The sequence below is a fragment of the Streptomyces milbemycinicus genome (assembly GCF_002154605.1).
GTDB classification, from domain to species: Bacteria; Actinomycetota; Actinomycetes; order Streptomycetales; family Streptomycetaceae; genus Streptomyces; species Streptomyces milbemycinicus.
Window position 1 is genome coordinate 1 of the sequence record NZ_MUNE01000745.1, and the last position, 12,628, is coordinate 12,628.

The following is a 12,628-nucleotide window of genomic DNA, read 5'->3' on the forward strand; positions in this document are numbered from 1 at the left end:
CGCCCGGTCGACCGGGCGAGCGCGAACGACGCGGGCAGCGCCAGCAGCAGGGTCAGCGCCAGAGCAAGGACCGTCACCAGCGCCGAGTTGACGATGGCCTGGCCCAGGGAGGCGCTGTCGTACGCCGTCCGGAAGTTGCCGAAGCCGAGCGAGTCCGGCAGGGCGAAGGGGTGGGCGAAGATCTCCTCGTTGCTCTTGAACGCGGAGGCGAGGAAGTAGTAGAGCGGCACGATCAGCAGCACCGCGTAGGTCCACACCAGAAGGTGTGCGGGCAGCCAGCGTTTGCTGAGTTTCATGGTGACCGCTCCGATCAGTAGTTCTGGCGAAACACGCGGCGGATGGCGAGCAGCCCGACGAGCCCGGCCAGAAAGAGGATGACGCCGACGGTCTGGCTGTAACCCAGGTCGGCCGCGATGAACGCCTTCTGGTAGACGAGGAACGACAGCGTTGTCGACGAACTGCCGGGGCCGCCCTGGGTGAGCAGCAGAACGTGCTGCGCCGAGCCGAAGAGGGTCCACAGGAACTGCAGCATGGTGACGACGCCGACATAGTCGCGGATCACGGGGAAGTGGACGCGCCACATGGTCCGCCAGTGTCCGGCCCCGTCCAGCTGCGCCGCCTCGCCGAGCTCGTCCGGAACGCTGTCGAGCCGGGCGGCGAACAGGACGGCGGTGAAGCCGATCCCGCTCCATATGTCCAGGGCGATGAGACAGGCCAGAGCCGTCGACGGCGAGGCGAGCCAGGCGTCGGTGAGCGAACCGAGCCCCACGGACTGCAACCCGCCGTTGACCAGACCGTCCGGGGACAGCGCCGCGTAGAACACCATGGCCTTGGCGGGGGTGGAGATCAGACCGGGGATGAACAGCAGATAGCGGATGACACGGTGTCCGGGGGGCTTCTGCGCAACGTAGTAGCCCAGCATATAGGCGCATACGATCATGATCGGCAGCGCCACGGCCAGCTGGACGGCGGTGTTGTTCACCGCGTCCCAGAACACGGGGTCGTCGAAGACCGTGCGGACGTTGTCGAGACCGGCGAAGGACACCGGCTGGAGCATCCCCGGCCAGTGCAGGGCGGCGATCACAAAGATGGCGATCACCGGACCGATCATGAAGATCGCGTACCAGATCAGCGCGGGGACGGCGAGGATCGTGCCGCCCTGTCGGGGCGTACGCGAACCGGTTGTGGCGGAGGGCGGAGCGGGGTGGCGGATCGTGGCCCCGCCCGGGGTCGACGTCAGCGTCGTCATGAGGTGGCTTCCGTGAGGTGGGCTCTGATATGAGCGAGCGGGCGGGGGGTCACGCGGAGCGGTACGCGGTTTCGAGCGCGGCGCGGACCTTCGTGGCGCTGGTGCCTCGGGTGAAGGATGTGCTGGTCGCGGTGATCAGCGGCTGGGCGGCCACGGGCGGGACGTATACGTCGGGCAGCAGCACCTGGCTCACGCCGGCGCCCAGCCGCTGCGCGGCGGCGACCAGCGGGAAGTCCGTGCTGACGGTGTCGGAGCGCAGCGCCATGTCGCGGCCGCTCTCCTTGATGAACCGGGAGACGGTGTCGGGGTGGTACATGAAGCGCAGGAACTTCTCGACGGCGTCGATCTTCTTGACACCGTTCGGGCTGATCCAGAACCCGATCAGGGTGTACGTCCGCAGGATGGTGGGCTTGTCGTGTGCGGCGCCGTCGGCCAGTGGCCAGCCACCGACCTCGGTGTGCCGGGCCACCTCCTCGGGTACCTTCGCCAGCGCCGAGGACATTGCCGACTCGATGGCCGCGGACTGGGTGTTGAACTGCGTGGTCATCAAGTCCGAGGTGAGGCCTTGTGCCTTGTCGGCGAAGACACCCGCGTCCCGCAGCGTTACGAAGTAGTCGATACCCCCCCGGGCGCCCCTGCTGCCGAAGTCCCCGGTGGAGTAGGCGTGCCGGGCCTCGTCCTCGGTCAGAAAGGTCTGGATGATCTGGGCGAGCAACTTCTGCCCTGTCCAGTCGTTGCCACCGACGGTCACGGGCGCGATCCCCTTGGCGCGCAGCTTGCGGGACGCGGCGATCAGCTCATCACCCGTGGTGGGTATCGCGTCGACGCCCGCCCGGTCCAGCAGCGCCCTGTTGTAGGCGATCGGCCAGTTCGTGGCGAAGTAGGGGAAGGCCCGCAGCCTGCCCTTGGCGTCGGTCCACGCGGACAGGGCCTCCGGGCGCACCCGCTCGCGCAGCCCCCAGCCGTCCAGGTAGCCCTTGACGTCGACGGTGGCGCCGACGTCCGTCCAAGCCAGTGTCTTGTCATAGAGGTTGACCATCACCACGTCCGGCTCCTTGCGGGCCAGCCGTGAGGTCTCGTAGACCTGCGCGAGGTCGTCGCCGTTGATGAGGTTCTTGACCTTGAGCCCCGGATTCTCCTTGCGGAAACGGTCCAGGGACGCGAGGTAGGTGGGCGATCCCGGTGCGGTGGTGCCCAGCTGGCTGTGCACGACGAGCGTATCGGGATCGGAGTCCGCCGCGGCCACCAGGGAGCAGCCGGACAGGGCAGGCAGGACGGTCGCGGCGGCGAGGCCGGAACCGGCGGCGAGGATGCCGCGCCTAGTCAGCGGTGAGTGCACTGCGGGGTGTCTCCAACCAGGCGGTTAACGGGTGGTTAATCGATCTACCTCGAGGGTGTGAGGAATGTAGGAGCCACTTCGCTTCCGGTCAAGCCCTTGGGTGTGGGGTCTTCTTCGGGCATGGCCCGCGTGACGCGGTGCACACTCCGTAAAATACGCATGACAAATGCAACATTGCTAAGGTGTGGGCGTGAGGCTGACCAGGTACACGGATCTCGCGCTTCGGGCGGTGATGCGCCTGGCCGTCATGGACGGCGAGGAACTGCTGACCACGAGGCTCATCGCCGATTCCATGAACGTCCCCTATACGCATATGGCGAAGACGATCGCCCATCTGCAGCACCTGGGGGTCGTCGAGGCGCGGCGCGGGCGCAACGGCGGGCTGATGCTCACCGACGCGGGCCGGAACACGCGGGTGGGCGAGCTGATCCGGGTACTGGAGGGGGACCGTGAGGCCGTGGTGTGCGAGGGGGAGGCCCCCTGCCCGCTGGCCGGTGCCTGTCGATTGCGGCGGGCCTTGCGTGACGCGCAGGAGGCGTTCTATGCCTCGCTGGACCAGGTGACCGTGGCCGATCTGGTGGCCTCGCCGGCGGGGCCGGTACTGCTGACGCTGGGCTCCGCCCCGGGCTGATCGGCCACGGCCGCCGGCCACCGTGCTCGATGCCGTTCGCCGCGCTGTGTGTGGTGTCTTCGCGGCCAAAAATGCGAATCTTAGATGCAGATTAGAGGTGTGTGTCTGATGCTTTCAGCGCAGGCGGTCCCGGTCGTGCGGGCGACGCTTCCCGCGGTGGGGGCCTCCCTGAACACGATCACGGAGCGGTTCTACCAGCGGATGTTCGAGGAGCGTCCGGAGCTGCTGCGGCATCTGTTCAACCGGGCCAACCAGGTCAACGGCGCCCAGCGCGAGGCGCTGGCCGGTTCGGTGGCCGCCTTCGCCACCCTGCTGGTCGAACGCCCTGACGAACGTCCCGACGAACGTTCCGACGCCATCTTGTCGCGCATCGCGCACAAGCACGTCTCGCTGGGCATCACCGCCGACAAGTACACCCTGGTCGGCCGCCATCTGCTGGCAGCGGTCGCCGAAGTCCTCGGCGACGCCGTCACCCCGCAGGTCGCCGCCGCCTGGGACGAGGTCTACTGGCTGATGGCCAACTCCCTGATCGCCATGGAAGCCCGTCTGTACGCCCAGGCGTCGGTCCAAGACGGCGATGTGTGGCGGCAGATGGACATAGCCGAACGCCACCAGGAGTCCCCCGACGCCGTCTCCCTGGTCCTGCGCCGCCCCGACGCCCGGCCCGCCACCGCCTTCCAGCCCGGACAGTACGTCAGCGTCCGCGTCGAACTGCCGGACGGCGGCCACCAGATCCGCCAGTACAGTCTGTCCACCGCCCCCGGACACAAGACCTGGCGCATCACCGTCAAGCGCGAGAAGTCCGCCGACGGCACCGCCCTCGACGGCGAGGTCTCCTCCTGGCTCCACGCCCATGCCCGCCCCGGACGCACCCTCGAGGTGTCCCTGCCCGCCGGCGATCTCGTCCTGCCCGACGCGGACACCCCGCTCCTCCTCGCCTCCGCCGGCATCGGCATCACCCCCATGCTCTCCATGCTCGACCACCTCGCCCTGACCAGCTCCACCCGCCCCGTCACCGTCATCCACGCCGACCGCACACCCGCCGACCACGTCCACCGCGACGAGCAGGCCGAGCTCATCGACCGTCTGCTGGGCGCCACCCTGCACCTGTGGTACGAGAACAACGCCGACCAGCACCCCGCCCTCAACGTGTCACCCGGCCGGGCCACCCTCGACAACCTCACCCTGCCGGAGGACACCACCGCCTACCTGTGCGGCCCCCTGCCCTTCATGCGCGCGGTACGAGGCGATCTGCTCCGCAAGGGACTGCACCCCTCCGCCGTCCACTACGAGGTCTTCGGCCCCGACCTCTGGCTCAGCAAGTAGCAGATCAGCACACTTCACGCCGCTGACCAGCGGTGACGCTGAAAAGCGACCGGATTACTAGGATTGCAACGAGCACAGAGTGGGTCGGTCCAACAGCGGAGGCATTGGCGGCATGAACAGGTCAGACGAGCCCACCCCTGACTCGCTCGAAGCGGCGGCGGAGGACTTCCTGCAGCTGCGACCCCGGTTGTTCGGCATCGCCTACCGCATCCTGGGCAGCGTGGACGAGGCGGAGGACGTCGTCCAGGACGCCTGGCTGCGCTGGCAGGGCACCGACCGGAGTGTCGTGGAGAATCCGGGGGCCTTCCTGGCGACGGCGACCACGCGGCTGGCCATCAACGTGGCCCAGTCGGCGCGGGTGCGGCGCGAGTCACATGTGGGGTCGTGGCTGCCCGAGCCGATCGACACCAGCATGGATCCGCACGTCGGTGCCGAGCGCGGCGAGGCCCTTGAGCTGGCCGTGATGTTCCTCCTGGAGAAACTGAATCCCGTGGAGCGGGCGGCCTATGTGCTGCGCGAGGCCTTCGAGTACCCGTACGACCAGATCGCGAACATTCTGCAGCTGAGCCAGGCCAACACACGGCAGATCGTCAGCCGGTCCCGTAAGCGACTGTCGGCCGAGCGCCGTGAACCCGTCGACACGGCGGAGCTCCGGCGCCTGCTGGAAGCCTTCCTCGCCGCCGCGGCGACCGGCGACATCGACGCCCTTGAGGAGCTGCTGTCGGCCGACGTCGTCGCCTACGCGGACGGCAACGGCATGCGGGGAGTGGCACGGGTCGCGGTCATGGGCGCTCTGCGTGTGGCCAGGATCAGCACATTCGCCAAGAGGTTCATCCCCTGGGACGAGTACCGCATTGTCGAAGTCAACGGCCTTCCCGCTCTGTTGACCGCCAAGGAGGGTGTCACCACCGCGCTGGTGACCATCACCGTGGGGCGGGACGGGATCGACGGGTTCTACTGGATCTTGACGCCGGAGAAGCTCCGGGCGTACGAGCGGTCGTCGCACCGAGCTGTTCCGCGCCGGCCGTAGCGGCAGTCGGCAGCCGTAGCGGCGGCTTGGCGCCACCAGGCTGGCACGCAGTGCTAAGCAACTGTCGCCCCATGCGAATGACATCCGGTCGGCCCGGTCGGCAGGATCCTCCATATCGGGCCGATGGTGTCGGCCCGGGAAGAAAGGGGCGAACCTGTTATGAGGCAGCAAATGCGGCTTGGGCTGGGCGCGGGGGCCATGGCGGTCGCCGGCGCGTTTCTCCTGGCGCCGACGGCGGGCGCCAGCCCCGCCGCACCGGACCACGCACGTGGTGCCACGACCGCTGCGGCGGCGTGCCCCGCGCCGCTGCACGCGTACCAGTACACGAACTACACCGGTGGCTACAAGAAGTTCTGCAAGTCGGACTACAAGCTGTCCGACAACCGGTTCAACAATGGGGGAAAGGTCAACGACCATATCCGCTCGGTGAAGAATCTCACCCGCGGCTGTTACTGGACGCTGTGGACGGACTACTGGAACCGCGGTCGGAAAACCCAGATGGATCCGTGGAGCTGGGACTCCAATCTGGCCAACAACCGGGTCGGCTACAAGACCAGCTCGCTCTACAAGTGGTGTAACTGACGCCTGATTTCCGCCGGGGCGCCCCACGTGCCACGCGACGTGGGGCGCCCCGGCTCCCCAGGGAGCTGATGTGATGCGCGCTCGCCCGGCCGCCGTGGCCGCCGTGTGCCTGGTCGCCGCTGGATGCTCCAGCGGCGGAGCCGACCCAGCGGGCAGCAGCCCCGCGCGGCACACGCCCCGGCCCCCGGCCCCCACGCGGGAGGTGAGAAACCTCGTCCTTCCCTTCGACGCCTACACCCTCGACAGCCCTCAGGTGGCACGGATCGCGGTGGCGCAGGACCGTCTGATCGGATCCTGCATGGCGCGCAGGGGATTCCAGTGGCTCCGGCTGCCCGAGCGCCGCACCGAGTCCTGGCCGAACCGCGGTCGGTACGGGCTGATCGAAGCGGAGCCCGCGAAGCGGTACGGATACCACCCCCTGCCCGATCCTCGCTCCGAGGCCGCCGAGGCATGGATCGCCCGGCGCGAGGAGGGACTCACCCCGAAGGAGCGGACAGCCGCCTACGGCAGGGACGGCACGTCGGGCTGCGAGAAAGAGGCGGCCCGCGAGCTGCTGCGCAACGTGCCCAAAGTCGACTTCGGCCGCTTGGACCGGATCTCGGCCGACACCTACGAGCGCGCCAAACGCCATCCGGACGTGGTCAAGGCGTTCGCCCGCTGGAGCGCCTGTATGCGTGCCGAGGGCTTCCGCTACCCGGACCCGATGGCCGCCAACAACGACCACCGGTGGACAGGGGATTCCCCCTCGCAAGCGGAGATCGCCACCGCCCGGGCCGATGTCGCCTGCAAGCGCCGTACATCGTTGGTGCGCATCTGGTGGCGGACCGAGGCCGACTACCAGGAGCGGCAGATCCAGCAGCACGCGAAGTGGTTCGCCCGGATCCGTCTCGCGCGGACCCGATACCTGACGAACGTCGACGCTCACGACGACGCCTGACGCCGAGGTGGTGATGCGGCGGGTCAGCCGTGCTGCTCGGGGCCGATCAGCGCGAGGGTGTCGTGGTCGCGATGTGGTCAGGCGTCGGCTGAGCCGCTGATGAGCGGAGCCCGATCTCCCGCTCTCGCCGCGGCACGAGCGGTGCGGCGCGGCAACCATCCTACAGCGGCTCACTGTTGGGCGACTCGGCCGCGGCGAGGCGCAGGATCGGATCGAGCAGGCCCGGAAAGCGGTCACTGAGGTCGTCGGCGCGCAGCCGGATCCGCCGGTGTCTGCCGTCGACGGTCATGCTGATCAGCCCGGCCTCGCGCAGGATCCGCCAGTGGTTGGACAGCGTCGATATCGGCACATCCATACCGTCGGCGAGCACGGCGCAGGTCGACTCGGGATTGCCCCGGGCCCGCCGCACCAATTCCAAGCGCACCGGATCGCTGAGCGCATGCAGCACTGGCGCGAGTGTCAGTGACTCGCGGGCGGGCTGGGGGAGCGGTCGCATGGCTCCACGATACCAAACTGTTCGACAGTTCGGGATTATGGAACTATCTTCTGCCGGAGCACCCGCAACGTGGGAGGGAACGGCGTTGACCGTACGCAAAGGCACGACAACGGCTGGATCATCGGTGGCCGTAGGCAATCGATCGGCTCGGGCAGCCTTACTCGCTGTGGCCTGTCTGGGGCAGTTCATGGTGCTGCTCGACAGCACCATCGTCGGCGCGGCACTGCCCGATATGCAGGAGCGATTGCACACCCAGCTGAGCGGTCTGCAGTGGATTGTCGACGCCTATGTGCTGCTGGTCGCCATGCTGTTGCTGTCCGGCGGCGTCTTCGCCGACCGATTCGGCCGCAAGCGGGTGTTCCTGGCGGGCGTCGTGGTGTTCACCGTCGCGTCCGTGGTGTGCTCCGTCGCGCCGTCGATCGGTTGGCTGATCGCCGGACGGGCGGTGCAGGGTATCGGGGCCGCGGCGCTGAGCCCCGCCTCGCTGGCGCTGCTCGCCGCCGCGTATCCCGTACCGCAGGAACGAGTCAAGGCGATCGGGTTGTGGGCCGGATTCAGCGGAATCGGCCTGGCCGCCGGACCGCTGGCCGGTGGCATTCTGGTGGATGCCTTCGGCTGGCCCGCCATCTTCCTCGTCAATGTGCCCATCGGCGCGGTCCTGCTGCTGGCCGGACTGCGTGTCCTGAGCGAGTCCCGCAATCCGAGCGCGCCGGCGATCGACATCCCGGGGACGGTCCTGTCCGTCCTGGGTGTGGGGGCGCTGGCCTATGGGCTGATCGAGGGCGGTTCCCGTGGCTGGACCTCGCCGGTGATCCTGGGCAGCTTCGCCGCCGCGGTGGTGATCCTCGCCGTCTTCGTCGCCGTCGAAGCACGTAGTTCGACGCCGATGCTGCCGCTGCGGCTGTTCCGGCAGCAACTGTTCACGGTGTCCAACACGGCCATGGTCGTGGTGGGTTTCGCGCTCATGGGCTCGTCCTTCTTCTTCTCCCAGTTCTTCGTGTACGTCCAGGGCAGTTCGATTCTGCGCGCCGGTCTGCAGACCCTGCCCGCCTCCCTCGCCATGGTGATCGTCAGCCCGTACGCGGGCCGCCTCGCCGCGAAGTACGGCTTCCGGATCGTGGTCACCACCGGCCTGGCTCTGGCCGGTCTCGGGCTGCTGGCGCTGGGCTTTGTGCACGCGGACACCGGATACGGGAATGTGTGGTGGCGGCTGGCGGTCGTCGGCATCGGTTTCGCCCTGACCATGTCCCCGCTGACCGGCGCCGCCATCCAGGCGGTCAGCCCGCAGGAGGGCGGCCTCGCATCGGGCATCAGCAGCACCACCCGTCAGATCGGCGCGGTGCTCGGCGTGGCCGTGCTCGGAGCCATCGTCCGCACCCGGGAGTCCGGTGGCGCGTCCTTCGAGGCCGGCCTCAACAGCGCCTTCGTCGTGGCCGGCGCCGTCACCCTGGCCGGCGCGGTGTTCACCGGTCTGTGGCTGGTGAAGTCCGAGCCGAGCCGTGTGCCCGGTCCGACAGCAGGGCGAAGTCCTCTGCCGTCGGACCGGTCCCAGGGTCAACGTGGCGGAGCAGGGCCTGACCCGCGTGGTGTTCTCGAGTCCACACCCGATCCGCGTACGTGATCTCGTCGTCGACCCACGCGAACGGGCGGCCCTGCGCCCAGGCGCAGGCGGTGTGTCTCGTAGCCCTCGGGACGCCTGTGCGGCCTGGCCGCGTACGGATTCAGCGGTCCGTCCACATGCACCAGCAGCACCGGTCGCACCAGCCCACTCCCTGAGGTCGTCCCCGCACGCTACCGGCCGATACCGAGGAGTCACAGCGGTTTCGAGGGCCGCCGCCTCGTTGGGCGAGCGGCCCGGCGGCCGTGCGTCACGGATTCGGGACGGTGTCGGTGTCGTCGGCGAGGGCCGCGGCCCGCAGAGCGGCCGCCAGGCGGACGACGGGTTCGGCCGGCGGCCCGGGAAGCCGGGCCAGGAGCAGGCGCCGCAGCTCCTGCGGCCCGCCGCGCACGGGCAGAATCCGTACGCCGGGCGGCGCGGCGGGGGCCAGCGCGCAGGACACGGTGGTCAGCCCGCAGCCCGCGGCCACCAGATGGAGTTTCGCCAGCCAGTCGCGGGCCGTGTGCACGATCTCGGGCCGCTCGTCCAGGCCCGGCCACACCCCCATGAACCGGTCCGCGCCGGACGACGAACCGGCGATCCACCGCTGTCCGCGCAGATCGGCCACATCGACGAAATCCCCGCGGGCGAGCGGGTGCGCCGCGGGCACGGCCAAGCAGAGGGCGCGCTCGGTGAGCGTCTGCAACTCCAGCGGGGGCGACTCGTCGTCCGGTGTGCGAAACGGCGGCGCCGACGACAGCAGGGCGAGATCGATGCTGCCCGCCCGCAGGGCGCGCACCAGCGCCGGGGTGCCACCTTCGCGGCTGACGACATGCACACCCGGATCGCTGCGCCGCAGCGCGGACAGGGCGTGCGGCACCAGGGTCGTACCGGCGCTGGGCACCCAGCCGAGGCGCACGGTGCCGCCCTGTTCCGGCAGGCCGGACAGCTCACGGGCGGTCGCGTCGATCGCGTCGAGCACGACGGTGGCGCGGCGCATGACCACCCGCCCGGCCGCGGTCAGCCGCACCCCGCCACGCCGCCGCTCCAGCAGCTCCGCGCCCGCGACCCGCTCGATCGAGGCGATCTGCCGGGACACCGCCGACTGGGTGTACCCCAGCGACGCCGCGGCGGCGGTGAACGTCCCCTGCTCGGCCACCGCGCGGAACACCCGCAGCGCGGTCAGTGACACATCGGTGAAGTCCATGACGTTTACGCATAATAGCCGTGCCAAAGTTTCGTTGGACTCATGAGCCGGGGCGTTCCTACCGTTGCGGTATGAACGCTCCCCGAATCGCCCTTGTCACAGGCGCCAACCAGGGCCTCGGCCGGGCCCTCGCCGAAGGTCTCGCGGTCCGTATGGGAACGGACGACCAGGTCCTGCTCACCGGACGCGATCAGCGGCGCGTCGGCGATGCCGCCCGCGAGGTGGCGCGGCTGCCCGGCACCCGCGCCCAGGTGCGGGGCCGGGTCCTCGACGTCACCGACACCGACGCGATCGACCGGCTCGCCGACGAGCTGCGTGGCCAGTACGGCGGCGTCGACGTGGTCATCTCCAACGCCGTCGCCCGCCTGCTGCCGGACGAGTCGCAGGCCGAGCGCGCCGACGAGTTCATCGACGTGTCCAACACCGCCACCCACGCGGTTCTGCGCTCCTTCGGCCCGGTCCTGCGCCCCGGCGGCCGGCTGCTCGTGGTGGCCGGCAGCCTGGGCACCCTCGGCCACCTCGGCCCCCGGGTGCGCCACCTGTTCGACGGCGCGAGCCTCGACCAGGTCGAGTACGCCGTCGAGTCCTGGCGTACCGCCATCCACAACAACACCGCCGAAGAGGCCGGCTGGCCGCGCTGGCTGAACGTGCCCTCGAAGGTGGCCCAGGTCGCCGCCGTACGCGCGGTCGCCGCCACCCGCCGCGAGCGCGACCTGGCGACCGACACCCTGATCGCCTCGGTCTGCCCCGGCATGGTCGACACCGCGACCTCCCGGCCATGGTTCAGCGACTACAGCCAGGCCCAACCGCCCTCCCAGGCGGCCGGGGCCGTGCTCGACCTCGTGTTCACCGAGCACGTCGACCCCGCCCTGTACGGCGAGCTGATCCGCTTCGGCAAGGTCCTGGACTGGCACGGCGGCACGCCCCCGGTGGAACAGGACCGCATACTCACCGCCTGATCCCGATTCCTCGCCCCAACTGACGTACCTGGACAGGGAGTTCACTCATGGCCGCCATCACCACACCCTACGGTTTCTCCAGCACGGCCGCAGAGGTCGCGCAGGGCATCGACCTCACCGGCCGCCGCGCACTGGTCACCGGCGCGTCCTCCGGTCTCGGCGCGGAAACGGCCCGCGCCCTGGCCGGTACGGGAGCGGCCGTCACCCTGGCCGTACGTGATGTGGCGGCGGGCGAGCGCGTCGCCAAGGACATCGCCGAAGCGACCGGAAACCATGATCTGTACGTCGACCAGCTGGACCTCGCCGATCCGGCGTCGATCACCGCCTTCACCACGGCCTGGCAGGGCCCGCTGCACATCCTGGTCAACAACGCCGGTGTCATGGCCTGCCCCGAGCAGTACACCGAACAGGGCTGGGAGTGGCAGTTCGCCACCAACCACCTCGGCCACTTCGCCCTTGCCACGGGCCTGCACGACGCGCTCGCCGCCGACGGCGCCGCCCGTATCGTCGCCGTCAGCTCCACCGGCCACCAGCAGTCCCCGATCGTGTGGGACGACATCCACTTCGCCTTCCGCCGCTATGACCCCTGGCTCGCCTACGGCCAGTCCAAGACCGCCAACGTCCTCTTCGCGGTGGAGGCCACCCGCCGCTGGGCCGCCGACAACATCACCGCCAACGCCCTGATGCCCGGCGCCATCTACACCAACCTCCAGCGCCACACCGGCGGCCGCGGTAGCGGCAGGGTCCCGGCCGAGCTCATCAAGACGGTCGAGCAGGGCGCCGCCACGTCCGTACTCCTCGCCACCTCACCCCTGCTGGAAGGCATCGGCGGCCGCTACTTCTCCGACTGCAACGAGACCGAGATCGTCGACCGCCGCACCGGCACCCTGCACGGCGTGGCCCGCTACGCCATCGACCCGGCGGGCGCCCGGCGGCTGTGGACGCTCTCGCAGGAGCAGCTTGCGGCCGCGAGCTGAACCGCCGGGCGTCCGGCCCGCTGCCCTCCCGCCGCACTGGTCATCGCCTGGCCGGAGCGCTCCCGCAGCCGCGGCGTGGCCGCGCTGGTGCGTGCGGCGGTGGCCGTCGCCGAGTCGCGGGGGATGGGCGCGGCGGTTGAGGCGCCGCGGTAGCGCGGCGTTCTGACTCGCCGTACCGCCCGACGGCCGCTCGCGTTGCATCACGCTTCCGGGCGGGTGCGTCGGGCGTAGGCGCGGGCGGCGCGGGCGCGGTCGCCGCAGCGGGTGGAGCACCAGTGGCGGCGACCGTGGCGCAGCA

The 12,628-nt window shown here is 69.8% G+C and carries 13 protein-coding genes and 2 pseudogenes; 8 read left to right on the top strand and 7 right to left on the bottom strand.

Annotated features, from left to right (window positions below; translation table 11 throughout):
- From CCN51_RS44845 to CCN51_RS44855, 3 genes and pseudogenes are all read right to left on the bottom strand, one after another.
- Window positions 1-296, bottom strand: a pseudogene (locus CCN51_RS44845) (carbohydrate ABC transporter permease); the annotation flags it as partial.
- 14 nt (window positions 297-310) lie between these two features.
- Window positions 311-1,249 (bottom strand): carbohydrate ABC transporter permease, encoded by a 939-nt coding sequence (locus CCN51_RS44850; RefSeq protein WP_014172874.1) that lies wholly within the window; start codon window positions 1,247-1,249, stop codon window positions 311-313.
- A 49-nt stretch (window positions 1,250-1,298) separates the two neighbouring features.
- Window positions 1,299-2,588: an ABC transporter substrate-binding protein gene (locus tag CCN51_RS44855; RefSeq protein WP_014172873.1), complete on the bottom strand. Its 1,290-nt coding sequence runs from the start codon at window positions 2,586-2,588 to the stop codon at window positions 1,299-1,301.
- A gap of 190 nt (window positions 2,589-2,778) precedes the next feature.
- Here CCN51_RS44855 and CCN51_RS44860 point away from each other — a divergent pair, with 190 nt between their 5' ends.
- The 5 genes from CCN51_RS44860 (at window position 2,779) to CCN51_RS44880 (ending at window position 7,094) form a co-directional block, all read left to right on the top strand.
- Entirely contained in the window at window positions 2,779-3,219 is a 441-nt protein-coding gene (locus tag CCN51_RS44860; RefSeq protein WP_043485950.1) for an RrF2 family transcriptional regulator, read from the top strand.
- Between the two features lie 108 nt (window positions 3,220-3,327).
- Window positions 3,328-4,545 (top strand): globin domain-containing protein, encoded by a 1,218-nt coding sequence (locus tag CCN51_RS44865; RefSeq protein WP_014172871.1) that lies wholly within the window; start codon window positions 3,328-3,330, stop codon window positions 4,543-4,545.
- 112 nt (window positions 4,546-4,657) lie between these two features.
- Complete coding sequence (sigJ, locus tag CCN51_RS44870; protein ID WP_014172870.1) at window positions 4,658-5,575, top strand: RNA polymerase sigma factor SigJ; 918 nt, start codon at window positions 4,658-4,660, stop codon at window positions 5,573-5,575.
- 159 nt (window positions 5,576-5,734) lie between these two features.
- Window positions 5,735-6,157, top strand: coding sequence for a hypothetical protein (locus CCN51_RS44875; protein WP_106436283.1), 423 nt, complete (start codon window positions 5,735-5,737; stop codon window positions 6,155-6,157).
- Between the two features lie 73 nt (window positions 6,158-6,230).
- Window positions 6,231-7,094 (top strand): hypothetical protein, encoded by an 864-nt coding sequence (locus CCN51_RS44880; protein ID WP_014172868.1) that lies wholly within the window; start codon window positions 6,231-6,233, stop codon window positions 7,092-7,094.
- Window positions 7,095-7,254: 160 nt separating this feature from the next.
- Here the strand turns inward: CCN51_RS44880 and CCN51_RS44885 are convergent, their stop codons facing one another.
- Window positions 7,255-7,590, bottom strand: a complete 336-nt coding sequence (locus tag CCN51_RS44885; RefSeq protein ID WP_043485948.1) for an ArsR/SmtB family transcription factor — start codon at window positions 7,588-7,590, stop codon at window positions 7,255-7,257.
- 124 nt (window positions 7,591-7,714) lie between these two features.
- Here CCN51_RS44885 and CCN51_RS44890 point away from each other — a divergent pair, with 124 nt between their 5' ends.
- A complete protein-coding gene (locus CCN51_RS44890; RefSeq protein ID WP_264349549.1) occupies window positions 7,715-9,211 on the top strand; it encodes a DHA2 family efflux MFS transporter permease subunit in 1,497 nt (498 codons plus the stop codon).
- On the opposite strand, the pseudogene CCN51_RS58560 reads toward CCN51_RS44890, so the two are convergent.
- Both CCN51_RS58560 and CCN51_RS44900 read right to left on the bottom strand, forming a co-directional pair.
- Window positions 9,093-9,354, bottom strand: a pseudogene (locus tag CCN51_RS58560) (hypothetical protein); the annotation flags it as partial. The gene CCN51_RS44890 and the pseudogene CCN51_RS58560 sit on opposite strands and share 119 nt — an antisense overlap.
- A gap of 104 nt (window positions 9,355-9,458) precedes the next feature.
- Window positions 9,459-10,394 carry a LysR family transcriptional regulator gene (locus CCN51_RS44900; protein ID WP_014172865.1) on the bottom strand — a complete coding sequence of 312 codons (936 nt, stop codon included), beginning with the start codon at window positions 10,392-10,394 and terminating at the stop codon, window positions 9,459-9,461.
- Window positions 10,395-10,465: 71 nt separating this feature from the next.
- Here CCN51_RS44900 and CCN51_RS44905 point away from each other — a divergent pair, with 71 nt between their 5' ends.
- Together CCN51_RS44905 and CCN51_RS44910 are read left to right on the top strand one after the other, a co-directional pair.
- Window positions 10,466-11,353: an SDR family NAD(P)-dependent oxidoreductase gene (locus CCN51_RS44905; RefSeq protein WP_043485946.1), complete on the top strand. Its 888-nt coding sequence runs from the start codon at window positions 10,466-10,468 to the stop codon at window positions 11,351-11,353.
- A 47-nt stretch (window positions 11,354-11,400) separates the two neighbouring features.
- Window positions 11,401-12,330 carry an SDR family NAD(P)-dependent oxidoreductase gene (locus tag CCN51_RS44910; RefSeq protein ID WP_014172863.1) on the top strand — a complete coding sequence of 310 codons (930 nt, stop codon included), beginning with the start codon at window positions 11,401-11,403 and terminating at the stop codon, window positions 12,328-12,330.
- 200 nt (window positions 12,331-12,530) lie between these two features.
- Here the strand turns inward: CCN51_RS44910 and CCN51_RS53895 are convergent.
- The coding region (locus tag CCN51_RS53895; protein WP_211303312.1) for a CGNR zinc finger domain-containing protein at window positions 12,531-12,628 on the bottom strand (98 nt) is incomplete at its 5' end.